The organism is Blautia sp. 2227st1_G12_2227SCRN_220401 (assembly GCF_039062885.1).
GTDB classification, from domain to species: Bacteria; Bacillota; Clostridia; order Lachnospirales; family Lachnospiraceae; genus Blautia_A; species Blautia_A fusiformis.
In genome coordinates this window covers 17,710-43,669 of sequence record NZ_JBCLNI010000005.1, presented here as the reverse complement: position 1 = coordinate 43,669, position 25,960 = coordinate 17,710, and the positions used below count along the sequence as shown (strand labels likewise).

Sequence of the window (25,960 nt, the reverse complement as noted above, 5' to 3'; positions counted from 1 at the left end):
CACACTTGTTGTAGAATAGACAGGGTTTATGCAAAAACAAAGTACTGAAAATGTGCAATACAAGATAAGGAGTTTTTATTTATGAAATATGATGTACTGATCGTAGGAGCAGGTCCCGGTGGAATCTTTGCGGCCTATGAACTGATGAATAATGATCCGGAGAAAAAGATCGCGGTTTTTGAAGCTGGTCATCCTCTGGAAAAAAGAAAATGTCCCATCGACGGAAAGAAAGTAAAATCCTGTATCCACTGCAAAACCTGTGCGATCATGAAGGGATTTGGCGGTGCAGGCGCTTTCTCCGACGGAAAATATAATATCACCAATCAGTTTGGCGGAACTCTGTACCAGCATATCGGCAAGGATACAGCCACAGAGCTGATGGAATATGTAGATAAACTGAACCTGATGCATGGCGGTGAGGGAACCAAACTTTATTCTACCACAAACAGCGAGATCCGTAAGCTCTGCCTTCAGAACGGCCTGCATCTTTTGGATGCATCAGTCCGCCATCTGGGAACAGATATCAACTATGTGGTGCTTCAGAACCTCTATGAAAAAATGAAAGACCATGTGGACTTCTATTTTGACGCATCTGTTGACAAAGTAGAAAAAACTGAAGACGGTTATGCAGTTTTTGTAGGAGATGAGCGTTACGAGGGAACTTACTGTATCATCTCCGCAGGACGAAGCGGAAGTAAATGGATGGAGACGGTATGTACAGAGCTTAAGATCCCGACTCTTTCCAACCGTGTGGACATTGGAGTCCGTGTGGAGCTTCCGGCAGAGGTTTTCAGCCGTCTGACAGATGAGCTTTATGAGAGCAAGATCGTTTACAGAACTGAGAAGTTTGAGGATATGGTCCGTACCTTCTGCATGAACCCGCGAGGTGTTGTCGTGAATGAAAATACCAACGGTATCATCACAGTAAACGGTCACAGCTACGAAGATCCGGCAAAGCATACCAACAATACAAACTTTGCCCTTCTGGTATCCAAGCATTTCTCAGAGCCGTTCCATGACAGCAACGGATACGGTGAGAGCATTGCAAGACTTTCCAATATGCTTGGCGGTGGTGTTATGGTACAGCGGTTTGGAGATCTGATCCGCGGAAGACGAAGCACAAAAGCCCGTATTGAGGAAAGTTTCGTAACACCTACACTTTCTGCGACACCGGGAGATTTAAGTCTTGTTATGCCGAAACGTATCCTGGATGGCATCATCGAGATGATCTATGCCCTGGACAAGATCGCACCGGGAACCGCAGATGACGATACTTTGCTTTATGGCGTGGAGGTTAAATTCTACAACATGGAGGTTGAGATCGACGAAAATCTGGAAACCTGCCACAAGGGTCTTTTTGTTATCGGAGACTGCAGCGGCGTGACACACTCTCTTTCCCATGCATCTGCCAGCGGAATCTACGTAGCCAGATACCTGGAGCAGGAGTATTTTAACAGATAAACTGCAAAGCAGTTTATCTGTTATGAGCAAGTAGCGAAGCGGATTGCGAATATCCAGTGTAAGACAGTCCTTTTCTGATATCAGGGTGATGACAGAAAGGGGCTGTTTTTTATGCAGGATGTGCATGAATATTGGAGAAAGTATTCTGATAATAACTGACAGATACAGGGAGAAAACCGGTTACTGTTCACTGGTAATATTTCGCGAGGTGTTTTTTGTGAGCGAAGATCACAGAAAACCGTGAATCGTCTGACATCAATCTTGACAAATTTATGAGTTTGTGGTAAAAGTTAAATAACCAGGTAAAAGAAAATATGTGCAAATGTTATAATGATAAGGTTGCATCCAGTCGGATGTGCAAAAGAGAATCCGGTGAGAATCCGGAACGATACCGTCACTGTGAAAGGGGAGCTGCTTTTACAACCACTGGGAGACCGGGAAGGGAAAGCAGCGTGGAACCAAGTCAGGAGAACTGCCTTATTGTGAGATTCAGGGATTCGCGGTTTACGAATCGGTATTCTCCATAACAATACAGAACTTCTTTTTATGTATTTGTATTGCGCAGAGAATCATGTGTGAGCAGGCGGCCGCAGAGAGCTGCTGCTTTTTTGTACATATCAGTATTCTGGAAATACATGAAAAGAGGACAATGAGAAATGAAAAGAAAAACAATGTTAGCTCTGATGCTCGCAGTTTCCATGACATGCTCTATGGGTGCGGCTACAACAGCAATGGCAGCAGAGGATTCTGCTACAGAAGAGAACGCTGAGGCAGCTGATACCACAGAGGCTTCTGATGCAGATCAGGAAGCAGCAGATAATGTAGCAGCTCTGATCGACAAGATCTATGTACAGGAAAGAAACGACACAACAGATGAGGACTGCAAGGCAGCCAAAGAAGCATGGGATGCTCTGACAGATGCTCAGAAAGAACTGGTAGAGGGTGAGAATGCAGATCCGGATTATTTCGGACGTGACACAGGAGATGCTTCCAAGGACGATCCGCGTAACCAGGATGAGATCGGCGAGAATGAACTTCTTGTTGTAAGCTTTGGTACTTCCTTCAATGACAGCCGTGCAGAGGATGTCAAGGGAATCGAGGATGCTCTTGCAGAAGCTTATCCGGACTGGTCTGTAAGAAGAGCATTTACAGCACAGATCATCATCAACCATGTAGAGGCAAGAGATGATGAAGTGATCGATAACATGCAGCAGGCTCTTGACCGTGCAGTAGAGAATGGTGTTAAGAATCTGGTTGTACAGCCTACCCATCTGATGCATGGTGCTGAGTACGATGAGATGACAGAAGCGATCAATGGCTATAAAGATAAATTCGAGTCTGTAGCTATCGCAGAGCCAATGCTCGGTGAGGTTGGAGACGATGCAACTGTGATCAATGATGACAAGAAAGCCGTTGCTCAGGCAATCACAGATACGGCTTGCAAAGAGGCCGGATTTGACAGCATGGATGCAGCAGCTGAGGCTGGCACAGCATTCGTATTCATGGGACATGGAACATCTCATACAGCTAACGTTACATACGATCAGATGCAGACACAGATGGAAAACCTTGGATTGAAGAACGCATTCATCGGTACTGTAGAGGGTAAGCCGGAAGATACAGCCTGCGACAAGGTTATCGAGAAGGTAAAAGAAGCAGGATACAAGAACGTTGTTCTTCGTCCGCTGATGGTTGTTGCCGGAGACCATGCAAATAACGATATGGCCGGTGATGAGGAGGATTCCTGGAAGAGCCAGTTTGTAGCATCCGGAAACTTCGATAAGGTTGACTGCCAGATCGAGGGTCTTGGAAGAATCGAAGCAGTTGAGAAGCTTTATGTAGAGCATACAAAGGCAGCCATCGATTCTCTGGGAAGCACTGAGGAGTCCGCAGATTCTGATGCAGCAGCAGATACAGAGGCTGATTCTGCTGAGGAGTCCGCAGAATAATAAATATAAAAATATCTGAGTGAGTTCAGATACCTATAAGAAATCAATGTAACTGCCCGGAAAGATCAGGAAGACTGTTTTCCGGGCAGATTGCTGTATCTATGGAAGGGAGAAGATTATCATGAAAAAACGCTATGTAAACTTAATTCTTGCAATGGCAAGTGCATCAGTCCTGGTGCTGGGCTCTGTGCCTGCGATGGCAAAAACAGATGAAACAAAAACAGAGTCCGGTGAGGAAGCAGAAGCTTCCGAAGAAAAGGATACAGATGCAGCCAAAGCAGATACCCTGGAAGATGGCGTTTATACAGCAGAGTTTGAGACAGACAGTAGCATGTTTCATGTAAATGAGGCCAATGACAAAAAAGGAGAGCTCACGGTCAAAGATGGTAAAATGACCATCCACGTAAGTCTGGTTTCCAAGAAGATCGTTAACCTGTTTGCGGGAACTGCCGAGGATGCCCAGAAGGACGGAGCAGAGATCATTGAGCCGACCACAGATACAGTGAAGTACAGCGATGGTTATACAGAGGAGGTTTACGGATTTGATATCCCGGTACCGGCCATTGGTGAGGAATTTAACGTGGCGATCCTGGGAGAAAAAGGCAAATGGTACGACCATAAAGTCAGCGTAAAGAATCCTGTAAAAACCTCTGACGACAAAAAATCCGAAGGGAAAAAACCGGAAGAGCTGAAGCTGGAGGACGGAACCTATGAGACGGATGTAACCCTTACAGGCGGAACAGGAAGAGCATCTGTAGAATCTCCAGCTAAAGTAGAGATCAAGGGCAAAGAAGCTACGGCAACCATCATCTGGAGCAGTCCGAATTATGATTACATGATCGTGGACGGCGAAAAATATGAGCCGGTGAACAAAGACGGAAACTCCACATTTGAGATCCCGGTCACAGTCTTTGACGCAGAAATGGAAGTGACTGCAGATACTGTAGCCATGAGTACTCCTCACGAGATTGAGTATACCCTGAATTTTGATTCTTCAAGCATGAAAAAGGAAGAAAAATGAAAAAAATAATTTCATACATATTTCTGACGCTGACCCTGATCCTGGGGTGTGCTTTTGCAGTGCAGGCAGCAGAGACAGAACATAAGCCTGCGGATATTCCAGGCCTTACCTTTGACCACAGTATGGATCTTTCCTACGCAAAGGAATTTAATGTGGATTACTACAACGATGGCTATGCGCTGCTCACCATTGATCAGGAAGGACAGTTTCTTGTAGTTCCCGAAGGCAAGAAAGCACCGGAGGGGCTGGATCCTGACATTGCGGTTCTGCAGCAGCCCATAAACAATATCTATCTGGTAGCAACCTCGGCCATGGATCTTTTCCGCGCTATCGACGGGATTGACAGCATCAAGCTTTCCGGAACCAAGGAAGACGGATGGTATATCCAGGAAGCAAAGGACGCCATGGAACAGAAAAAGATGATCTATGCCGGCAAGTACAATGCTCCGGATTACGAGCTGATCCTGAACGAGGGCTGTGACCTTGCCATTGAATCCACCATGATCCATCACAATCCGGAGGTACAGGAGAAACTGGAGCAGTTCGGGATCCCTGTAATGGTAGAGCGTTCCAGCTATGAGAGTCATCCTCTTGGAAGGACCGAGTGGATGAAGCTTTACGCAGTTCTTCTGGGAAAAGAAGATGTAGCAGAAAAGGTTTTCAAAGAGCAGACGGACAAGCTGGATAAGGTTCTCACAGCAGATAAAACAGACAAGACCGTAGCGTTCTTTTATATCAACTCCGTAGGTGCGGTAAATATAAGAAAAAGCGGCGACTATGTTTCAGAAATGATCTCTCTTGCAGGGGGAAATTATGTTCCGGAGGATACGGGAGTAAATGACAATGCTCTTTCCACCATGAATATGCAGATGGAGGAGTTTTATGCCAAGGCGAAGGATGCAGACTATATCATCTACAACAGTACGATCGACGGGGAACTTAAGACCATTGATGAGCTTCTTTCCAAAAGTAAGCTTCTTGCAGATTTCAAGGCAGTGAAGAACGGAAATGTCTGGTGCACAGGTAAAAATCTCTTCCAGGAAACTACCGGACTTGGAACCATGATCGAGGATATCCACACCATGCTGACTACAGATGATGATTCTCTGGATGAGCTGACCTATATGCATAAACTGAAATAAATTCCAGTGTTCGCTTTAACTCCTTTGCCAGTTTCCACCTGTGAGCAGGAAACGAAAGGACAGGATAACAAAACAGAAGAGGAGTGTACCAGAAAAAATGAATGACAGAAAACGCGCAGTCCGATACGGGATCTCTTTTGTGATCCTTGCGGTACTTTTAATCTTTTTATTTATATGGAATGTAAATTCCGGAAGTATCCACCTCTCTGTGAAGGAGATCCTGAATATCATATTCCGGCATCAGGGAGATGAAACTTCTTATAATATCGTCTGGGAGATCCGTCTTCCCAGGATACTGGCAGTGATCATCCTTGGCGGAGCACTTTCTGTTTCCGGATTTTTGCTGCAGACCTTTTTTAACAACCCTATCGCGGGACCCTTTGTATTGGGAATCTCTTCCGGTGCCAAGCTGATCGTGGCGCTTCTGATGATCTTTTTTTTAAGCAGATCGGTGTCCATCGGTTCCGGTGCCATGATCCTGGCTGCTTTTGCAGGCTCAATGATCTCCATGGGCTTTGTGCTCCTTGTGGCAAAAAAAGTCCACAACATGTCCATGCTGGTCATCAGTGGTGTTATGATCGGCTATATCTGTTCGGCCATCACAGACTTTGTGGTGACCTTTGCAGATGATTCCAACATAGTCAATCTTCACAATTGGTCACTGGGTAGCTTTTCCGGTATGACCTGGGGGAATGTGCAGACTATGGCTGCTGTGGTACTTCTTACCATGGTGATCGTATTTTTTATGTCAAAACCGATCAGCGCCTATCAGCTGGGGGAGACTTACGCGCAGAATATGGGAGTTAATATCAAGGCTTTCCGGATACTTCTGATCCTGCTTTCCAGTATTCTTTCTGCCTGTGTGACTGCTTTTGCAGGGCCGATCTCCTTCGTGGGGATCGCTGTGCCTCATATTGCAAAAAGTCTCCTGAAGACTGCCAAACCCCTGCTTGTGATCCCGGCCTGTTTTCTGGGCGGTGCAGTGTTCTGCCTGTTCTGTGACCTGATCGCAAGAACTGTATTTGCACCGACGGAGCTGAGCATCAGTTCTGTGACAGCAGTTTTCGGAGCACCGGTAGTTATCTATATCATGATTCGCAGACAGCAGAGGATATAAACGATGAAATCATATTTTTTTTATACAGATCAGCTGACCGTAGGCTATGATGGAAAACCGCTGATCAAAGAAATCAATATTCAGCTGAATAAAGGAGAAATCCTGACACTGATCGGTCCCAACGGTGCCGGAAAATCTACTATTTTGAAGAGTATCACAAGACAGCTTTCCCTGATCAGCGGAACGGTATATCTGGAACAGGAACAGATGAGCCGGATGACCAACAGGGAAGTGTCAAAAAAACTGGCTGTAGTACTTACCGAGCGCATGCGACCGGAGCTTATGACCTGTGAGGATGTGGTATCCACCGGACGATATCCCTATACCGGAACTCTCGGGATCCTTTCCGCAGAGGACAAGGAAAAAGTTAAAAGTGCCATGGAGATGGTTCACGCCTGGGATCTGAAGGACCGGGATTTTACAGCTATCAGTGACGGACAGAGACAGCGTATCCTTCTGGCACGCGCCATCTGCCAGGAACCGGAGATCATTATCCTGGATGAACCGACCTCCTTCCTGGATATCCGGCATAAGCTGGAGCTTCTTGCCATTTTGAAGAAGATGGTATTGGAAAAACAGATGACGGTGATCATGTCCCTTCACGAGCTGGATCTTGCCCAGAAGATTTCTGACCAGGTGATCTGTGTTCATGGAGATCACATTGAGAAATATGGTGCACCGGAGGAAATCTTTACTTCCGATTATATTCGGAAGCTTTATGGCATCACCCGTGGAAGCTATAATGCAGAATTCGGCTGCGTGGAAATGGAACCTCCGGCCGGAAAACCGGAGGTGTTTGTGATCGGAGGAAATGGAAGTGGGATTCCGGTATATCGGAAGCTGCAGCGACAGGGGATTCCTTTTGTGACCGGAGTTCTCCATACCAATGATGCAGATTATCAGGTGGCAAAAGAACTGGCTGCAAAAGTGATCACGGAGAAGCCTTTTGAATGCATTTCGGAGTCTGCCTTTGAAGAAGCACTGGAGTTCATGGGAAAATGTGAAAAAGTGTACTGTCCGCTGAAGGATTTTGGTATCATGAATGAAAAAAACCGGGAATTGTTGAAAAAAGCAAAAGAAACCGGAAAATTAAACCAGATCAGATAAGTTCTCTGGGAAAATGAGAAAAACAATAAAATGCTGTCAGAAATGAGTGATATAATGTTACTGTTCACTGGTAATATTCCGCGAGGTGTTTTTTGTGAGCGAAGGTCACAGAAAACCCGAGACATACCGCGCGGATTTATGCGATTAGCATAAATCCTGTGCATCGCGAAGCGTGTTGCTGAGAACGGAGTGAACAGTAACGATATAATTTCCGGCAGCGTTTTTTATATAATATAAATTACAAATATTTCAGCAGCTGTGTTATAATATGACAAGAACGACAGATCGTGAAGCGCTCGCATTCGTGGAGATGTAAGTAACGAAGAGGAATGTCCGCTTTACACCGCAAAAGTTAAGCAGATACAATCGATCCGAAAAAATATATGGAGGGAAGATCAATGAAAAAAAGAAACATGATCGCAGCTCTGCTCTGCAGTGCATGCCTTGTGGCAGGAAGTGTAAATCCCGTATTTGCAGATGCATCGAAGGTAGTAACACTTGGAGCAGATCTTACGGATGCTCAGAAGCAGACAATGATGAAATATTTTAATGTAAGCTCCGATCAGGTGCAGGTGATGACCATTACAAATGAGGATGAGCATAAACACCTGGATAATATCGCACCACAGTCCCAGATCGGTTCCAGAACTTTGAGCTGTGCCTATGTGAAGCCTACACAGTCCGGCGGGATTAAGGTCCGCACAGCAAATCTGAACTGGGTGACAGGTAATATGATCGCAACGACACTTTCCACATCCGGTGTGAAGAACTGTGAAGTAGTTGCTGCCTGCCCGATGGAAGTATCCGGAACAGGCGCACTTACCGGCATCCAGATGGCATATGAGAAGGCCAGTGGAGAGAAGCTGGATGAGACCAAGACGAAGCTTGCCAACCAGGAGATCGTAACCACCGGTGAGCTTGCAGATAAGGTTGGTAAAAATGAGGCGACAACAGTTGTAAACCAGTCCAAGATGGATGTGATCCAGAACGGAGTACAGAATGCAGATGAGATTCAGAATATTGTAATCAATGTGGCTGAGCAGAACAATATTTCCGTAAGCCAGGACGATATTGACAGGATCGTGTCTCTTCTGAAGCAGATCTCACAGCAGGATTACAATTATGATGATGTGAAGGAAACACTGGAGCAGGTAGATGCCAATACCACAGGCCAGACCTCTTCCTCTGATGATACGTTGGATGGCGAGAGCAGTGATGAAACCGTAGATGTGGATGCAGATTCTTCTGATGATATCGTCAACAATGTAAATGACAGCATTCTTGGTGACGATGTGATCCAGAGCTCCACAGAGGATCCGGGTCTTGAGGAAGAAACAGGAGCAGATTCTCAGGATACAAGCAATGAGACCGGAATCCCGGATGCTACCGACGACGGAACCTATAGCAATGAGGAAAGCTCGGACGAAAGCAGTACAGATGAAAGTGCATCCGACGAGAGCAGTACAGACGAAAGTGCATCTGACGAGAACAGCACAGAGGATAGTGCATCTGACGAGAGCAGCACAGATGAAAGCACTTCTGACGAGGCTGCATCCGATGAGACCGGAATCCCGGAGGCAACAGAAGATACAGAATCTTCAGAAAGTACAGACGGCTCAGACCAGGCAGACAGTGCAGAAAACGATACTTCCGTGCTCAGCGAAGAAGCAAAGAACAATTATGACAAATTTGTCCTCTTTGTAAAAGGCGAGTATGAGGGAGATGCAGATTCCCTTCTCGCTGCAACGGAGGATACAGAGGCAGTGGCAACGGTAACACTGGATGAGCAGACAGCGAAGAGTGTGGCAGAAACTGTTGAGAAGGATTATTATGATATCCTGAAGGATGGTACAGAATCCTATGAGGCAGATGGTACAGAAAAATATCAGAGTACAGAGCTGAATATGATGGATCAGAAGCTGAAGAAGCTGTTCGGTATTGACAGTTCCCAGGAGGACACAGAGGCCACAGACGTGACAGCAGCTATTCTTGCAGATGTTCCCCAGGAAGATAAGCAGACACTTTATAAAGAAACCATGAAATATCTGGCAGGTCTTTACGGCGAGAACACGGACTCTTCTGAGGAATCCGCAGCAGAATAAAAGATTTACAGAAAAAGAGATAAAAAATACCGCAGCAGAGAAAACAACCTCTGCTGCGGTATTTTTTGTCGTGCCGGAAAGATATCATGAAAATTTTGTGATTTACGACAAGGATTTGTGTAAGCACTGGAAAAATGGAGTTTTCTGTGATAAAATTGACCGTAAATCGGTTTTGTGGACTCATACATCGCAAACCGTGATAGGGAAACGAGAAAGGGAAAAGGTAGAATTTATGAGCCTGGCAGTAGTAACATTAAAAAAAGGCGAAGGCAGATTCCTGAAATCAGGAGGCCTCTGGGTATATGACAATGAGATCGCAAGCATCATGGGAAGTTTTGTGAACGGAGATATCGTTCTTGTCCGGGACTTTGACGGATATCCGATGGGAAGAGGATTTATCAACACCAATTCCAAGATCACAGTCCGTATGCTTACCAGAGATGAGCGTACAGAGATCAGTCCGGAATTTTTGAAACAACGTGTCCGCGACGCATGGGAGTATCGTAAGAAGGTAGTAGATACCGGAAGCTGCCGTGTGATCTTCGGAGAAGCAGACTTTCTTCCGGGTCTTGTTGTGGATAAGTTTTCAGATGTGCTTGTTGTACAGTCTCTTGCACTGGGAATCGACCGTCTTAAAGAAACGATCCTAGATGCACTGAAGGAAGTCCTTGCTGAGGATGGGATCCGGATCCGTGGAGTCTATGAGCGGAGTGATGCAAAGGTACGCCGCCAGGAAGGAATGGAACTTACCAAGGGATTTATCGGAGAAGAATTTCCGACACTTGTTCAGATTGAAGAGAACGGTGTGAAATATGAAGTAGATATCAGGGACGGGCAGAAGACCGGATTTTTCCTGGATCAGAAATATAACCGTCTTGCTATCCAGAAGCTCTGCAAGGGGGCGAAGGTTCTGGACTGCTTTACACATACCGGCTCTTTTGCCCTGAATGCGGGAATTGCAGGGGCACAGAGTGTTCTCGGTGTGGATGCGTCGGAAACTGCAGTCCTGCAGGCAAGACGAAACGCCAGTCTGAACGGCCTGGACGGAACAGTGAAATTCCTCTGTGAGGATGTTTTTGAACTTCTTCCCGAGCTTGAGGAGAAGGGAGAGAAATTTGATGTTGTGGTACTGGATCCTCCGGCATTTACGAAATCCAGAAGCTCTGTAAAAAATGCCATCAAGGGATACCGTGAGATCAATCTCCGTGCAATGCGTCTTGTAAAGGACGGCGGATTTCTCGCAACCTGTTCCTGCTCTCATTTTATGACGTATGAGCTGTTTACACAGACCATCGGTCAGGCAGCGAAGAATGTCCATAAGAGACTGCGCCAGGTAGAGTACCGTACACAGGCACCGGATCATCCGATCCTCTGGTCAGCAGATGAGTCCTATTATCTGAAATTCTACATTTTCCAGGTATGCAATGACCGTTAGGAACTGCCATCCGGATTTTTTTACGGAAATTTTTGGGCAGTGCCGTATGGCAGTGAAAAGGAGATGCAGATCATATGAGAGACAAATTCAATAAATTTATGCAGGGACGTTATGGAGTGGATGATCTTTCCAGGTTCACCATGGGAGTCGCACTGGTTCTGATCATTCTGGCAATGTTTGCCAATATATTCAGCAGAACTGTCGGCAGCACCCTTGACATTCTCGGGGTCGCAGCGATCGTATATGCATATATACGTATTTTTTCCAGAAATATCCAGCAGCGTTATGCCGAAAATCAGAAATTCCTTCAGATGACGTCAAAGTTCCGTTTTCGCTTTAATAAAGAAAAGGATCTGATGAAGCAGAGAAAGACCCATCACATCTACAGCTGTCCGGGCTGCGGACAGAAGATACGTATTCCAAAGGGAAAGGGCAAGATCGAGATCGAATGTCCGAAATGCCACACAAAATTCGTAAAAAGGAGCTGACATGTTCGGATATGTGACCGTTAATAAACCGGAAATAAAATTCAAGGATTTTGATGTGTACCGTTCTTTTTACTGCGGTCTTTGCAGAGAATTGCGGGAGAGATACGGGATACCGGGACAGATCTCACTGACTTATGATATGACATTTGTGGTCCTTCTTTTAAGCGCTCTTTATGAACCGCCAACGAAGAAGGGAACCTCCAGGTGTGTGGTCCATCCGCTGAAGCCCCAGCCGGTGCGCAAAAATACAGTAACTGAGTACTGTGCGGATATGAATGTGATCCTTACCTATTACAAATGTATGGATGACTGGCAGGATGAACACAAACCACTGCGCTATGCATATGCAGGAATTCTGAAGAATTGCGGAAATATGCATATGTCCGCTTATCCGGAGAAGATCCAAAGGATCCGAAACGCACTAGAGGAGCTTTCTTCCCTGGAAAAACAGGGGGAAACCGATGTGGACCGTGTAGCCGGATGTTCCGGACGTATCATGGAAGAGATTCTGGCCTTCCGTAAGGATGTCTGGGAATCGTCCCTGCGCCGTCTGGGATTTTATCTCGGAAAATTTATCTACATCCTGGATGCTTATGACGATGTGGAAAAAGATGCAGAAAACGGAAATTACAATCCTTTCCTTGAAAAATATAAGATAGAAGGGTTCGAGGAAGAGGTACGTCGGCTTCTTATGATGATGCTTGCAGAATGCTGCAGAGAATTTGAAAAGCTGCCGATCCTCCGATACGGAGATATCCTTCGAAATATTTTATATTCCGGCGTCTGGTGCCGCTTTGCGGCGATCGGACAGAAGCGCAGGGAAGAACGGGAGAAAGAGAAAAAATGTTAGATCCATACAGCGTGCTGGGAGTTCCCAGAAACGCATCTGATGATGAAATAAAAAAGGCATACCGGAAGCTGAGCCGAAAGTATCACCCGGATGCCAATATCAATAATCCGAATAAGGATCAGGCCGAAGAAAAATTCAAAGAAGTGCAGCAGGCTTACGAGCAGATCATGAAAGAGCGTGAGTACGGAAGTAGTTCCCAGAATGGCTATGGCGGCTACGGAAATTACGGTGGTTTTGGAAATTACGGAAATGCCGGTTCCAGTGCCTATCAGGATGAGGAAAGTATGCGCAGAAGGGCGGCCGCCAATTATGTGCAGAGCGGTCATTTTCAGGAAGCTATGAATGTACTGGATTCTCTTGGTCAGAAAAATGGGGAATGGTATTACCTGGCTGCTATGGCAAATATGGGAATGGGAAATAATGTAACAGCTCTGGATCAGATCCGTGAAGCAGTCCGTCAGGAACCGGATAATATGCAGTACCGTATGCTGCTCCAGAGAATGGAAGGCGGTGGCGGCTGGTATCAGCAGCGGCAGGATCCCTTTGGGGGAATGCCGACCGCAGGAGGAGATATGTGTGATGCCTGCTGCAGGACCATGGCCTGTTTCATGTGCTGGCCGGGCGGCTTTTTCTGCTGCTGATGCAGGAACAAAGCGGTCATCGATATCCCGGAATTGAGAATCGGAATATCCTGAGGCAGCATATCCATATGTTTGTAAGGCGGATCCTGCAGATCCGTTTTGCGATATAGATCGCAGAGGGATTTTTCTGACAGAAATTCACAATGCTGTCCGGAAAATGTCATACTGCAGAGAAAAAGAGGAGGAAATCGTTATGAGTATAAGAATTGGTATTTTAGGTTACGGAAACCTGGGACGCGGCGTGGAGTGCGCCATCAAGCATAATCCGGATACAGAGCTGGTTGCAGTATTTACCAGACGTGATCCAGAGACTGTAAAGATCCTTACAGAGACCGCAAAGGTTTATTCTGTAAAAGATGCGGAGAAGCTGAAGGATGAGATCGATGTCCTGATCATCTGTGGAGGAAGTGCGACAGATCTTCCTGTTCAGACACCGGAGTATGTAAAATATTTCAATGTTGTGGACAGCTTTGATACACATAAGAAAATCCCGGAGCATTTTGCAAATGTTGACAAGGCAGCAGCAGAGAGTGGACATGTAGGAATCATTTCCGTAGGCTGGGATCCAGGAATGTTTTCTCTGAACCGTATGTATGCAAATGCGATCCTTACAAATGGAAACGACTACACATTCTGGGGCAAGGGTGTCAGCCAGGGACATTCTGATGCAGTCCGCCGCATCAAAGGCGTAAAGGATGCAAAGCAGTACACCATTCCGGTAGAAGCTGCACTTGAGGCAGTAAGAAACGGAGAAAATCCGGAGCTTACTACACGCCAGAAACATACAAGAGAGTGCTTCGTAGTTGCTGAGGAAGGTGCTGATCTTGCACGCATCGAGGAAGAGATCAAGACCATGCCGAACTACTTTGACGAGTATGATACAACGGTACATTTCATTTCCCAGGAAGAGCTGAATCGTGACCACAGCGGTATCCCACACGGCGGTTTTGTGATCCGCAGCGGAAAAACAGGCTGGAACAATGAGAACAGCCATGTGATCGAGTACAGCCTGAAGCTGGATTCCAATCCTGAGTTCACATCTTCTGTGATCGTTGCCTATGCAAGAGCTGCATACCGCATGAACCAGGAAGGACAGAAGGGATGCAAGACAGTATTTGATGTTGCACCTGCATATTTAAGTGCCCTTGATGGGGCAGAGCTTCGCAAAAAATTTCTGTAAGGATCCGTAACAGACAGGAGCAAAACTGCATAAAGGATCATATCCCCGGAGCATCGGTGAATATTTCTGATGTTTCGGGGCTTTTTTCTGCATAAAATTAACATTGGTAATACCTGGATGATGATTTTTCTGAAAGAAAAGGAAAGAGTTGACGGACCGTAAAGAATGTTATATAATATGGACGTAAAATTGTAACAAAATTGTAACGTTTACGATCAGTCGGACTTAAGAAATAGTAAATATCAATGATCTATCTATCAAAGGAAGGTATGTATGCGAAAATTAAGCAGAAAATGGAAACTCTGGGGACTTTTTTTTGTTCTGATGTTCTTTGCAGCCGGAGCAACTGTACATACAACGGCAACAGATGTACAGGCTGCGACCAAAAACGGCTTTAAAACAGAAAAAGGAAAGTCCTATTATTATCAGAATGGACAGAAGGTAAAAGGCTGGCTTACACTGAACGGGAAGAAATATTTTTTTAATAAATCCACAGGCGTGCAGATGAAGCGTTGGGCTAAGGATTCCAAGGGCAAACGATATTTTTATAATGTCAACGGTGCCAAGGGCTATATGGCAACAGGCTGGCTTACAGACAGTAAGAACAATACCCGCTATTTTAATCCCACCAGCGGATATATGACAACGAAATGGGCCACGATCAGTAATAAGAAATATTATTTTTACAGAGGCAGTGGTGCTGCAGCCAGAAGTGTATTCCTTACAGACAAGAAGAATGTGACCAGATATTTTACCAGCAAATGCTTTATGGCAAAGGGCTGGGCAACGAATAAGAAACAGCAGAAGCGTTATTTTGATCCAAACACGGGAGCTATGTATAAGGGCTTCAAGAAGATCGGCAGCGATACCTATTATTTTTACAGCAAGAGCGGCGTGATGGCTACCGGTTGGGTCACAAATTCCAAAAAAGGATATAAATATTATTTCGATCCGTCAACCGGTGTCATGGCTACGGGAACGAAGACGATCGATGGCAAGAAGTATACATTTGGCAGCAATGGTGTCTTGGATACCAACCCAAGTACTACTACAGCGACAAGCTCCAGGACTATCAAGAATTTCCTTGCCAATGCATTACTTCCGGTAGGAAAGACTCTTTACGTATGGGGCGGCGGCCACAACTGGTCGGATGCGACCAGAAAGGGCATCAGTCCAAAATGGAAACAATGGTATGACAGCAATTCCAGCTCCTATAATTACAGATATTATATGGATCTCAGTGAAGCTACAGAACAGAAGGGCCTTGACTGCTCCGGCTTTGTAGGATGGTCTGTATATCAGATCATGCAGAGCAGATCCGGTGGACCTATGTACACGGATGTTTCCGGAAATCTTGGATCTTTGTATTCCGGCAAGGGAATGGGTACCGTTGTTTCCCAGGCTCAGCTGGCAAGCTCAAACTGGAAGCTTTATCCTGGGGATATCGGATACAACAGCGGACATACCTGGATCGTTCTCGGACAGTGTTCCGATAAGAGTGTCGTGATCCTCCACTGTACACCGAATGCCGGCGTACAGATTTCCGGAACACCGACACCAAGCGGAACTTACGGAAGCCAGGCGATCAAGCTGGCAGAAACTTACATGTCCAGGTATCCTGGAGCCAGCAAATATGACTATCATGAATCCAGTGGTAACTATATCCGAAACGGTGCATACTTCAGATGGAACAGAAGCACTCTTTCCGATCCCAACGGATATCTGAACAAGACAGCCAATCAGATCCTTGCAGATCTTTTCTGATCAGGATATGCTGAAAGAAATTTGTATGTAACAAATAGAAATAAGAAACGTGAGAGGAGAACCTGAGATAACCCGGGTTCTCCTTTTTTAATGTCAAAATCATTAATAAATGTTACAAAGTTTTAAACTAATTAATAGAAAATCCTTGCAATCCAAATAACACTGTGTTAATATATAAAAAGATTGAAACAAGATATTGCAAAAGTATTACAAAGAAAACCAACGAAGCGGATGGTCAGATCCGCTGTATTAAATTAGAATCAGATTGCGAGGGTGAACAGTCATGAAGAAAAGGATATTATGTCTGACACTGGCGCTCATCATCAGCGGAGCACAGGTAGTCAGCGTAAGCGCAACAAGAGAAGAAGAGGCAGCACTTCAGCAGGAGATGGATGCGACTAACGAACAGCTGAATGCGACTTATTCCAGATTGGATGAGCTTTCCTCACAGAAGTCACAGATTGAAGGCGAGATTTCAACTCTTGATGCCAATCTTGTAAACGTGATGGTTTCGATCCAGACACTGGAGGGAGATATCTCCAATAAGGAAGCCGACATTGCATCTACACAGACCAACCTTGAGAAGGCCAAAAATGCCAAGCAGAAACAGTATGAGGCAATGAAGAAACGTATCCAGTATCTCTATGAGAAGGGTGGAGACGATGCATGGTTCCAGATGATGCTGAATGCAGAGAACCTGTCTGACCTTCTTACAAGAGCAGAGTACACACAGAAGACTTATGAGCAGGACCGTAAGAGTCTTGAAAAATATTCCAATACGATCCAGCAGGTGGCAAACCTGGAGGCACAGTACACACAGGAGAAGGCAGAGCTGGAGGGAATGAAGCAGGAATATGAGGCAGAGTCCCAGAACCTGCAGGCACAGCTGGATGAGAAGCGTGCCACATCCGCAGATTATGATAATGAGATCGCCTACGCACAGCAGCAGGCTACAGATTATGCAAACCTTCTTGCAGAGCAGACTGCAGAGCTTCAGAGATTAGAGGCTGAGCGTATTGCAGCAGAGGAAGAGGCAAGACGTCAGGCCGAGGCTGAAGCAGCAGCGAGAGCACAGGCTGAGGCAGAAGAGGAAGCAAGACGCCAGGCAGAGCAGGAAGCACAGCAGGATGAGGCAGACGAGAGCGAAGACGGACAGTACGATGAGGACGGCGACGTGATCGAGAATGCAGATGAGGATACTGCAGAAGATGACACCGAGGATGTGGATGAAGATGCAGACAATGGTGAGAATGATGATGCGTCCGAGGATACTGAGAATACAGAGGATAATGCAGACGCAGATTACGATAACAGCACAGACGCATCTGAAGAAAGTGCAGAGGACACATCTAATGCAGAGGATACATCTTCAGACAGTGACAGTTCTTCTTACAGTAGCGGTTCCGGATCTTCTGTTGTGAATTATGCTACACAGTTTGTGGGAAATCCTTACGTATGGGGTGGAACAAGCCTTACCAATGGTGCAGACTGCTCCGGATTTGTACAGAGTGTCTATGCGAACTTCGGAGTCAGCCTTCCGAGAACCTCCTATGAGCAGCAGAATGCAGGTACAGAAGTATCCTACGCAGATGCACAGCCGGGAGATCTGATCTGCTATGGCGGACACGTGGCTATTTACATGGGTAATGGCCAGATCGTTCATGCATCGAACTCTCAGGACGGGATCAAGATCAGCAATGATGCTACATACAGAACAATTGTATCTGTAAGACGTCTTGTATAATAAGAACGTACAACAGAAAATAAAAATACAGCAGCCCGACAGTAGTTTGTCGGGCTGTTTTTGACGTCGGAAAAAATATTGAAAACCCATGGAACGGATTGAACAGCAATAAAATATGCTCAAAAATGTATAAATATTGAAAACAGTATTGACATATAATTAACAGGATGTTATTATAATGTCAGTATAATTCCATATTGAACATAGCAAGTGCTGAGGATAGCTGACAGTTATATATTGATTATCAGAAGTCCACAGAAAAGGGAATCAGGTGTGAAACCTGAGCGATCCGGTCACTGTAACGGAGGAGCGAATCTCATAGTCCATTGTACGTATGTATGAGAAGGAGAGAGGAGCCATGATCCCGGAGCCAGGAAACCTGCTTGTTATGGCGAGGTTAAACTTCCGTGTAAAGTGTAACAACCATTTCAGGGACTCCGCACCCCTGGGACGTTGTCTACTTTTTTACGAGAGTAGGCATTTTTTTATGGAATGCGCCTGTTCATATGAATTATACATGATTAAATGGCAGGCGATACTACTCCGGATACATTCGTTCCCTCCGCGCACTCATGAACGGATTATATTTCTACCCCGGGGTGGCATCGCTACCTCTTTTTTATAGGAAAAAATTATGTGTGGATGTCAGGAGAGGAGAAAAGAGCCATGGAGAAACCATACTGGGAAGGCAAAGAATACTCTTACTTCAGCCACAAAAACTGTGAGTATTTTCCGTGCCATAAAGGGGCAGATCCGGAGAACTTCAATTGTCTGTTCTGCTATTGTCCTTTATATGCACTGGGAGATAAATGTGGTGGTAATTTCCGCTTTACGGAAAGCGGGATCAAAGACTGCACCGAATGCAAGCTTCCTCACAGAAGAGAAAATTTCGGATATGTTACAGGTAAATATAGCGAGCTTGCGGAAATTGTACGGAAGCAGCGGGAAAAATAAAAAACAGGCCAGTTCAGATACAGGGAAATATATATTCCTGTGTTTGAACTGGCCTGTTTTGTTTGAGGGGACAATATCTGTTATCTGTCGGAAAAGATACAGAAGATCATTCTCTGGTTTGGAGAAAAACCTTGAGTCTGGGAATCTGGTTGTTGAGGATCAGCTGTTCCGGAAACATGGCCTGATGAACAAACTCAGCAGCACAGGTAAAATCTCCGATATGCTCCGGGCCATGGCTGTCACTGGAAAGAAGCAGCGGCAGATCATATTTGCGGCAGCATCGAAGGATCTCGAAACAGTTTTCTCTTGTGTCGCCACGATAGCCATAAGGTGCAAGAGAAGCTTCGTTGATCTCAAAGATCGTGCCGGTTTCCCTGGCAGCCCTTGCAAGCGCATCATAATTAACCGGGTAATGAGTGTTATCACTATGTCCGAGGATCTTTACACAGGGGTTTTTCATTACATTGATAAAAGCTTCTGTGTTTTCGGCTCTGGTACCGCAGCGGTAATTCCAGGCATGCATGCTGGCAATGGCGTAATCAAGTTTACATAATAATTCCTGATCTAAATCTACCGTTCCGCTGCGGTCAAGGATATTCAGTTCAATTCCGTAGAGTAATTCTACACCGAAATGTTTTTTGGGAGAATAGGTAAGGCTGCGGAAATAGGAGGAAGTTCCGGCTGCCAGAGTGCCGGGACCGTGATCAGTGATCCCGAGAAGCCGGAGACCTTTCTCGGCAGCTGCGCGTGCCATGTTTGTGATGGTACATTCCGTGCCGTGACCACTGGCGATGGAGTGGGTATGCATATCAGAAAGATACATAAAAATACACCTCTTTTACTGTTTGAGAACATGTGACAGAGCGGAATACGAATGTCCGCTTTGCATAAATTTTTTCTGAAAAACAAAGGAATTCCTATATAAATCCAAGTATGGCAGAGCAGAAAAACAAAGTCAATAGAGAAAAACATAAAAATACAAAAAACAAATAAAATCAACAGGGCGCAACCGATAAAAACCACAAAAACAGCTAGAAACACATGTTGGATTTCGTTGACATCGAAGTAGGGGTAAGGTATAATAAAACTACATGAGCACATAGCCGGACAGGAGCGGTTCTGGAAGCGTAGAGGCAGACAGATCACCAGAAACAACCGGTTATGAGAAAGGAGAATCATGGAGAAATTTCATATAGCAGATGTTCCGAAAACAGACAGGATCACACATCTTGTAGATAATCTTTATGCAAAGATGCCGGTGATCGAATCTGCCAGAGCAAAACTGATCACAGAGTCTTACAAAGCAACAGAAGACGAGCCGATCATCACCCGCAGAGCCAAGGCATTTGCCCACATCCTGCACAACATTCCGATCATCATCCGTGATGAGGAGCTGATCGTCGGAAGCAGCACTTTGGCGCCGAGAGGCTGTCAGACGTTTCCGGAGTATTCTTTCCAGTGGCTGGAGGATGAGCTGGATACAGTGGCTACCAGAACAGCCGATCCATTTTATATTGCGGAGGAAACCAAGGCGGAGCTCCGTGAGGTACATAAATACTGGAAAGGCAAGACTACCAGTGAGCTTGCAACCTCCTATATGGCACCGGAAGCGATTCTTGCCATTGACCACAATATTTTTACACCCGGAAACTATTTCTACAATGGTGTAGGACACGTAACCGTTAAATATGAAGAAGTTCTGGCGATCGGTTATGAAGGGATCATTGCCAAAGCTCAGAAGGAACTGGATGAGTGTAATGTAGGAGATGGTGATTACGCAAAGAAATCTCGTTTCCTGGAAGCAGTTATCATGAGCTGTCAGGCAGTTATCGACTATGCACATCGCTATGCCGAGCTCGCAGAGCAGATGGCATATCAGTGTCAGGATCCGACCAGAAAACAGGAACTCCTTCAGATCGCATCCAATTGTACACGCGTACCGGCGAAGGGCGCCCGTAACTTCTATGAGGCGTGCCAGTCCTTCTGGTTTGTACAGCAGCTGATCCAGATGGAAAGCAGCGGACATTCTATTTCTCCGGGACGTTTTGACCAGTATATGTATCCGTATTACAAGAGTGATATGGAAGCAGGCAATCTTACCAGAGAATTTGCCCAGGAACTGATGGACTGCATATGGGTAAAATTAAACGACCTGAATAAATGCCGTGATGCTGCATCTGCAGAAGGCTTTGCAGGCTACAGCCTTTTCCAGAACCTGATCGCAGGTGGTCAGAACAAGGATGGCGAGGATGTGACCAATGATCTCTCCTTTATGTGCATCCAGGCGTCTATGCATGTGCACCTTCCGGCACCGTCTCTTTCTGTAAGAGTATGGAACGGATCACCACATGAATTCCTGATCAAGGCTGCAGAGCTTACAAGAACAGGAATCGGACTTCCGGCTTATTACAATGATGAGGTTATCATTCCTGCACTGCAGAACCGCGGCCTTTCTCTTGCAGATGCCAGAGAATATAACATCATCGGCTGTGTAGAACCGCAGAAGGCAGGTAAGACAGAGGGCTGGCATGACGCTGCGTTCTTTAACATGTGCCGTCCGCTGGAGATGGTTTTCTCTAATGGTATGGACAAAGGGGTACAGATCAGTGTCCAGACCGGCGATGTCACAGAGATGAAGAGCTTCGATGAGTTCTATGATGCATATAAGAAACAGATGGAATATTTCATTTCCCTGCTTGTAAATGCTGATAATGCCATTGATGTGGCACATGCGGAGAGATGTCCGCTTCCATTCCTTTCCTGTATGGTGGATGACTGCCTGAAACGGGGCAAATCCGTTCAGGAAGGCGGAGCTGTTTATAACTTTACAGGTCCTCAGGGATTTGGTATTGCAAACATGGCAGATTCTCTGTATGCGATCCGCAAGCTTGTATATGAAGAAAAGAAGATGACCATGGAAGAGCTGAAGGAGGCTCTGGCATGGAACTATGGCAAGGGTATCGATGCACAGTCTGCAGCAGATATCACCACCATCGTTATGCAGAAGCTTCAGGAGAATGGCATCAGCGTAAATGAGCAGACCGCAACAGCTGTTATGACAGCAGCTCTCGGAACAGAGCCATCTCCGGAGAAAAAGGCAAGATTCGAAGAGATCCACAAGATGATCGAGGAGGTTCCGAAGTTTGGAAATGATATCCCGGATGTGGACTACTTTGCAAGGGATGTGGCTTATACTTACACAAGACCGCTTCAGAAATATATGAACCCAAGAGGCGGACATTATCAGGCAGGACTTTATCCTGTATCTGCAAACGTTCCGCTTGGCGGACAGACCGGTGCAACACCGGATGGCCGTTACGCACATACTCCGGTAGCAGATGGCGTTTCCCCGTCAGCCGGCAAGGATGTGAAGGGACCGACAGCTGCGGCAACTTCTGTATCCCGCCTGGATCATTTTATCGTATCCAACGGAACACTGTTTAATCAGAAATTCCATCCGTCAGCACTTGCAGGAAGAGAAGGACTGGAGAAATTCGTAGCACTGATCCGCGGATATTTTGATCAGAAGGGTATGCATATGCAGTTTAACGTTGTTGACAGAGAAACACTTCTGGATGCACAGAAGCATCCGGAGAAGTACAAACATCTGGTTGTACGTGTTGCAGGCTACAGCGCATTGTTCACTACACTTTCCAGATCTCTGCAGGACGATATCATCAGACGTACTGAGCAGGGCTTCTAAAGGAGTAACGAATGGACTATTTGGATACAAAGGGCAGGATCTTTGATGTTCAGAAATATTCAGTACACGATGGACCGGGTATCCGTACCATCGTGTTCCTGAAGGGCTGCGTTCTTCGCTGCCGCTGGTGCTGTAATCCGGAATCACAGGAATACCGGATCCAGAACATGAAGGTTCTGGGAGAAGATAAAGTGATCGGCCGCGACGTGACAGTTCGTGAGATGATCGAAGAGGTGGAAAAAGACCGTGCCTATTATTACCGTTCCGGAGGCGGGATCACCCTTTCCGGGGGGGAATGTATGTGCCAGGCGGACTTTTCCAGAGATCTTCTTCGCGCGGCAAAGGAGAGAGGAATCAACACAGCGGTAGAAAGTATGGCCTGTGCCCCATGGGAAAAGATCGAACAGGTACTTCCCTATCTGGATGTATATCTGATGGATATCAAGCATATGGATCAGGAAAAACATAAAGAATTCACAGGACGGGCCAACGGACTGATGCTGGAGAATGCAAGAAGGGTTGCGCTCTACGGAAAAACTAGACTGGTGATCCGCGTTCCGGTGATCCCCACATTTAATGATTCTGTGGAAGAGATCCAGGCGATCGCAAGATTTGCAGCATCCCTTCCGGGCGTAAACAAGATCCATCTTCTTCCGTACCACAGACTGGGGCAGGATAAATATGAAGGACTTGGCAGACCCTATTTAATGGAAGGAATCCTTCCGCCTACAGCAGAACATATGCAGATGTTAAAGAATGCAGTGCATGCGGTATGCAGCCTGGACTGCCAGATCGGCGGCTGAGAGATACAGGATTACAGAAAAAAGATCCTTTACAAACAGAAAATATAAAAAACAATAAAAACAACACAAAATACAACAAGAAACCAACATAAAACAACGGATTGTCCTTGACTTATTTTGTGGTATGGGGTAAAATGTTCTCAGAAACAAAATAGTGCAATCCAATGCTCAAGGAGGAAATTAAGCATGGTAAACGAGTTTGAAATCAAAAAACAGCTTTGTGACATCGGTAAGAGAATCTACAACCGTAACATGGTTGCAGCTAACGACGGAAACTTTTCTGTTAAGATAGCTGAGAATGAATATCTTTGCACACCAACTGGTGTATCCAAAGGATTCATGACACCAGAGTTCATCTGTAAAGTAGATGGCAAGGGTAATGTGATCCAGGCTAACCCGGGATTCAAACCATCATCTGAGATCAAGATGCATATGAGAGTATATGAGAAGAGACCGGACGTAGGATCTGTTGTACATGCTCATCCAATCTATGCTACATCTTTCGCAATCGCAGGTATCCCGCTTACACAGCCGATCATGCCTGAGGCAGTTATCGCTCTTGGATGTGTTCCGATCGCTGAGTACGGCACACCTTCCACAATGGAGATTCCGGACAACCTTGAGAAATACCTTCCATACTTCGATGCAGTACTTCTTGAGAACCATGGAGCACTTACATGGAGCACAGACCTTAACGCTGCATATATGAAGATGGAGTCTGTAGAGTTCTATGCACAGCTTCTGTATCAGACCAAGCTCCTTGGCGGACCGAAGGAATTTGACAAAGAGAACATCGAGAAGCTCTATGCGATCCGTCGTAAATTCGGTATGCCTGGAAAACATCCGGCAAGCCTCTGCCTGAACAAAGACGGCAAGAACTGCCACAACTGCGGCGGTGCATGCCACAGCGAGGACTACAAACAGTTCCCAGGATATCAGTATGATTTCGTTGGAAAAGACTGTGATTGTGATAAAGATGCAGCTCCTGCAGCAGATACAGCAAAGAATGACGCAGAGCTTGTTGCTCAGATCACAAAACAGGTTATGGCTCAGCTTGGCCTGAAATAATTTTTTGACGGAATATTAAGGAGGACATCTCATGCCAATAAGTGAGAATATGGTACAGGAAATTGTACAGGAAGTTATGGCAAAAATGCAGATCGCAGATGCTCCGGCCGGAAAACATGGCGTTTTCAAGGATATGAATGATGCTATCGAAGCAGCCAAGAAGGCTCAGTTGGTAGTTAAGACAATGTCTATGGACCAGAGAGAAAAGATCATCACCTGCATCCGCAAGAAGATCAAAGAAAATGCGGAAGTACTGGCACGTATGGGTGTTGAGGAAACTGGTATGGGTAATGTAGGAGATAAGATCCTGAAACATCACCTGGTAGCAGACAAGACACCTGGAACAGAAGACATTACAACAACTGCATGGTCCGGAGACAGAGGACTGACTCTGATCGAGATGGGACCGTTTGGTGTTATCGGTGCGATCACACCATGTACTAACCCGAGTGAAACAGTTCTCTGCAACACAATAGGTATGCTGGCAGGTGGAAATACAGTAGTATTCAACCCACATCCGGCAGCAGTTAAAACTTCTATTTACGCAATCAATCTTTTAAATGAGGCTTCCCTGGAATCAGGCGGCCCGGATAATATCGCTGTCACAGTTGAGAAACCAACTCTTGAGACAAGCAATATTATGATGAAACATAAAGATATCCATCTGATCGCAGCAACAGGAGGTCCTGGTGTTGTAACAGCAGTTCTTTCCTCCGGTAAGAGAGGAATCGGTGCAGGAGCAGGAAACCCGCCGGCACTGGTTGATGATACTGCTGATATCCGTAAGGCAGCTCAGGATATCGTAAACGGATGTACATTCGATAACAATCTTCCATGTATCGCTGAGAAGGAAGTTGTTGCAGTATCTTCCGTAGTTGATGAGTTAATGCACTACATGCTTACAGAAAATGACTGCTACCTTGCATCCAAGGAGGAGCAGGATAAGCTTGTTGAGACTGTACTTGCAGGCGGCAAGCTGAACCGTAAATGTGTAGGACGTGATGCGAAGACACTTCTTTCCATGATCGGAGTTCAGGCACCGGCAAATACCCGCTGCATTATCTTCGAAGGACCGAAGGAACATCCGCTCATCACAACAGAGCTTATGATGCCAATCCTCGGAATCGTAAGAGCTAAGGATTTTGACGATGCTGTAGAGCAGGCTGTATGGCTTGAGCATGGCAACCGTCATTCCGCACATATTCATTCCAAGAATATTGATAACATTACAAAATATGCGAAAGCAATTGATACCGCAATCCTTGTAAAGAACGGCCCGTCCTATTCCGCACTTGGATTTGGCGGAGAAGGTTTCTGTACATTCACAATTGCAAGCCGTACCGGTGAGGGACTTACAAGCGCAAGCACATTCACAAAGAGAAGACGCTGCGTAATGACAGACAGCCTTTGCATTCGTTAATCAGGAGGAAC

At 45.8% G+C, this 25,960-nt stretch carries 20 protein-coding genes and 2 riboswitches; of the genes, 19 read left to right on the top strand and 1 reads right to left on the bottom strand.

Going from position 1 to position 25,960, the window contains the following annotated elements; all coding sequences use genetic code 11:
• Positions 1-81: 81 nt before the first annotated feature.
• The 15 genes from ABCM67_RS03675 to ABCM67_RS03605 all read left to right on the top strand — a co-directional run bounded on the left by ABCM67_RS03675 (position 82) and on the right by ABCM67_RS03605 (position 18,955).
• Complete coding sequence (locus ABCM67_RS03675) at positions 82-1,461, top strand: FAD-dependent protein (RefSeq protein ID WP_110103334.1); 1,380 nt, start codon at positions 82-84, stop codon at positions 1,459-1,461.
• Between the two features lie 319 nt (positions 1,462-1,780).
• A riboswitch (cobalamin riboswitch) is annotated at positions 1,781-1,956 on the top strand.
• 161 nt (positions 1,957-2,117) lie between these two features.
• Positions 2,118-3,410 carry a sirohydrochlorin cobaltochelatase gene (locus ABCM67_RS03670; RefSeq protein ID WP_015525974.1) on the top strand — a complete coding sequence of 431 codons (1,293 nt, stop codon included), beginning with the start codon at positions 2,118-2,120 and terminating at the stop codon, positions 3,408-3,410.
• A gap of 121 nt (positions 3,411-3,531) precedes the next feature.
• Complete coding sequence (locus ABCM67_RS03665) at positions 3,532-4,431, top strand: hypothetical protein (protein ID WP_173758558.1); 900 nt, start codon at positions 3,532-3,534, stop codon at positions 4,429-4,431.
• On the top strand, positions 4,428-5,573 hold the full coding sequence (locus ABCM67_RS03660; RefSeq protein ID WP_059086805.1) for an ABC transporter substrate-binding protein: 1,146 nt from the start codon (positions 4,428-4,430) through the stop codon (positions 5,571-5,573). Before ABCM67_RS03665 ends, ABCM67_RS03660 begins: the two co-directional genes overlap by 4 nt.
• A gap of 97 nt (positions 5,574-5,670) precedes the next feature.
• Complete coding sequence (locus tag ABCM67_RS03655; RefSeq protein ID WP_044961544.1) at positions 5,671-6,690, top strand: iron ABC transporter permease; 1,020 nt, start codon at positions 5,671-5,673, stop codon at positions 6,688-6,690.
• Positions 6,691-6,693: 3 nt separating this feature from the next.
• Entirely contained in the window at positions 6,694-7,797 is a 1,104-nt protein-coding gene (locus tag ABCM67_RS03650) for an ABC transporter ATP-binding protein (RefSeq protein ID WP_059086806.1), read from the top strand.
• Positions 7,798-8,195: 398 nt separating this feature from the next.
• Positions 8,196-9,899, top strand: a complete 1,704-nt coding sequence (locus ABCM67_RS03645) for a DUF1002 domain-containing protein (RefSeq protein WP_059086807.1) — start codon at positions 8,196-8,198, stop codon at positions 9,897-9,899.
• Positions 9,900-10,131: 232 nt separating this feature from the next.
• Positions 10,132-11,334: a class I SAM-dependent rRNA methyltransferase gene (locus ABCM67_RS03640; RefSeq protein ID WP_059086808.1), complete on the top strand. Its 1,203-nt coding sequence runs from the start codon at positions 10,132-10,134 to the stop codon at positions 11,332-11,334.
• 74 nt (positions 11,335-11,408) lie between these two features.
• The gene (locus tag ABCM67_RS03635) at positions 11,409-11,822 is read left to right on the top strand and encodes a hypothetical protein (protein WP_015525969.1); all 414 of its coding nucleotides are present in this window, start codon (positions 11,409-11,411) and stop codon (positions 11,820-11,822) included.
• Position 11,823: 1 nt separating this feature from the next.
• Positions 11,824-12,672: a DUF5685 family protein gene (locus ABCM67_RS03630; RefSeq protein ID WP_015525968.1), complete on the top strand. Its 849-nt coding sequence runs from the start codon at positions 11,824-11,826 to the stop codon at positions 12,670-12,672.
• Positions 12,666-13,313, top strand: coding sequence for a J domain-containing protein (locus ABCM67_RS03625; protein ID WP_021651556.1), 648 nt, complete (start codon positions 12,666-12,668; stop codon positions 13,311-13,313). Before ABCM67_RS03630 ends, ABCM67_RS03625 begins: the two co-directional genes overlap by 7 nt.
• Before the next feature lie 193 nt (positions 13,314-13,506).
• The gene (locus tag ABCM67_RS03620) at positions 13,507-14,493 is read left to right on the top strand and encodes a diaminopimelate dehydrogenase (RefSeq protein ID WP_044961542.1); all 987 of its coding nucleotides are present in this window, start codon (positions 13,507-13,509) and stop codon (positions 14,491-14,493) included.
• Between the two features lie 273 nt (positions 14,494-14,766).
• Complete coding sequence (locus ABCM67_RS03615) at positions 14,767-16,257, top strand: N-acetylmuramoyl-L-alanine amidase family protein (RefSeq protein WP_227588551.1); 1,491 nt, start codon at positions 14,767-14,769, stop codon at positions 16,255-16,257.
• A gap of 283 nt (positions 16,258-16,540) precedes the next feature.
• Positions 16,541-18,001 (top strand): C40 family peptidase, encoded by a 1,461-nt coding sequence (locus ABCM67_RS03610; protein ID WP_147603251.1) that lies wholly within the window; start codon positions 16,541-16,543, stop codon positions 17,999-18,001.
• 231 nt (positions 18,002-18,232) lie between these two features.
• Positions 18,233-18,403, top strand: a riboswitch (cobalamin riboswitch).
• Between the two features lie 264 nt (positions 18,404-18,667).
• Positions 18,668-18,955 (top strand): cysteine-rich small domain-containing protein, encoded by a 288-nt coding sequence (locus ABCM67_RS03605; protein WP_173723397.1) that lies wholly within the window; start codon positions 18,668-18,670, stop codon positions 18,953-18,955.
• A 106-nt stretch (positions 18,956-19,061) separates the two neighbouring features.
• Here the strand turns inward: ABCM67_RS03605 and ABCM67_RS03600 are convergent, their stop codons facing one another.
• Positions 19,062-19,778 carry a phosphatase gene (locus ABCM67_RS03600; protein ID WP_021651550.1) on the bottom strand — a complete coding sequence of 239 codons (717 nt, stop codon included), beginning with the start codon at positions 19,776-19,778 and terminating at the stop codon, positions 19,062-19,064.
• 354 nt (positions 19,779-20,132) lie between these two features.
• Between ABCM67_RS03600 and ABCM67_RS03595 the strand changes: the two genes are divergently transcribed.
• The 4 genes from ABCM67_RS03595 (at position 20,133) to ABCM67_RS03580 (ending at position 25,949) form a co-directional block, all read left to right on the top strand.
• Positions 20,133-22,658, top strand: coding sequence for a glycyl radical protein (locus ABCM67_RS03595; protein WP_173758835.1), 2,526 nt, complete (start codon positions 20,133-20,135; stop codon positions 22,656-22,658).
• Between the two features lie 11 nt (positions 22,659-22,669).
• On the top strand, positions 22,670-23,461 hold the full coding sequence (locus tag ABCM67_RS03590) for a glycyl-radical enzyme activating protein (RefSeq protein WP_059086811.1): 792 nt from the start codon (positions 22,670-22,672) through the stop codon (positions 23,459-23,461).
• 186 nt (positions 23,462-23,647) lie between these two features.
• On the top strand, positions 23,648-24,529 hold the full coding sequence (locus ABCM67_RS03585) for a class II aldolase/adducin family protein (protein ID WP_015525956.1): 882 nt from the start codon (positions 23,648-23,650) through the stop codon (positions 24,527-24,529).
• A 31-nt stretch (positions 24,530-24,560) separates the two neighbouring features.
• Positions 24,561-25,949, top strand: coding sequence for an aldehyde dehydrogenase family protein (locus ABCM67_RS03580; RefSeq protein ID WP_279031090.1), 1,389 nt, complete (start codon positions 24,561-24,563; stop codon positions 25,947-25,949).
• Positions 25,950-25,960: the final 11 nt, after the last annotated feature.

Coding starts and splice junctions, on each gene's coding strand:
- ABCM67_RS03675 (WP_110103334.1), top strand. CDS start 82: ATGAAATATGATGTACTGATCGTAGGAGCAGGTCCCGGTGGAATCTTT.
- ABCM67_RS03670 (WP_015525974.1), top strand. CDS start 2,118: ATGAAAAGAAAAACAATGTTAGCTCTGATGCTCGCAGTTTCCATGACA.
- ABCM67_RS03665 (WP_173758558.1), top strand. CDS start 3,532: ATGAAAAAACGCTATGTAAACTTAATTCTTGCAATGGCAAGTGCATCA.
- ABCM67_RS03660 (WP_059086805.1), top strand. CDS start 4,428: ATGAAAAAAATAATTTCATACATATTTCTGACGCTGACCCTGATCCTG.
- ABCM67_RS03655 (WP_044961544.1), top strand. CDS start 5,671: ATGAATGACAGAAAACGCGCAGTCCGATACGGGATCTCTTTTGTGATC.
- ABCM67_RS03650 (WP_059086806.1), top strand. CDS start 6,694: ATGAAATCATATTTTTTTTATACAGATCAGCTGACCGTAGGCTATGAT.
- ABCM67_RS03645 (WP_059086807.1), top strand. CDS start 8,196: ATGAAAAAAAGAAACATGATCGCAGCTCTGCTCTGCAGTGCATGCCTT.
- ABCM67_RS03640 (WP_059086808.1), top strand. CDS start 10,132: ATGAGCCTGGCAGTAGTAACATTAAAAAAAGGCGAAGGCAGATTCCTG.
- ABCM67_RS03635 (WP_015525969.1), top strand. CDS start 11,409: ATGAGAGACAAATTCAATAAATTTATGCAGGGACGTTATGGAGTGGAT.
- ABCM67_RS03630 (WP_015525968.1), top strand. CDS start 11,824: ATGTTCGGATATGTGACCGTTAATAAACCGGAAATAAAATTCAAGGAT.
- ABCM67_RS03625 (WP_021651556.1), top strand. CDS start 12,666: ATGTTAGATCCATACAGCGTGCTGGGAGTTCCCAGAAACGCATCTGAT.
- ABCM67_RS03620 (WP_044961542.1), top strand. CDS start 13,507: ATGAGTATAAGAATTGGTATTTTAGGTTACGGAAACCTGGGACGCGGC.
- ABCM67_RS03615 (WP_227588551.1), top strand. CDS start 14,767: ATGCGAAAATTAAGCAGAAAATGGAAACTCTGGGGACTTTTTTTTGTT.
- ABCM67_RS03610 (WP_147603251.1), top strand. CDS start 16,541: ATGAAGAAAAGGATATTATGTCTGACACTGGCGCTCATCATCAGCGGA.
- ABCM67_RS03605 (WP_173723397.1), top strand. CDS start 18,668: ATGGAGAAACCATACTGGGAAGGCAAAGAATACTCTTACTTCAGCCAC.
- ABCM67_RS03600 (WP_021651550.1), bottom strand. CDS start 19,778: ATGTATCTTTCTGATATGCATACCCACTCCATCGCCAGTGGTCACGGC.
- ABCM67_RS03595 (WP_173758835.1), top strand. CDS start 20,133: ATGGAGAAATTTCATATAGCAGATGTTCCGAAAACAGACAGGATCACA.
- ABCM67_RS03590 (WP_059086811.1), top strand. CDS start 22,670: ATGGACTATTTGGATACAAAGGGCAGGATCTTTGATGTTCAGAAATAT.
- ABCM67_RS03585 (WP_015525956.1), top strand. CDS start 23,648: ATGGTAAACGAGTTTGAAATCAAAAAACAGCTTTGTGACATCGGTAAG.
- ABCM67_RS03580 (WP_279031090.1), top strand. CDS start 24,561: ATGCCAATAAGTGAGAATATGGTACAGGAAATTGTACAGGAAGTTATG.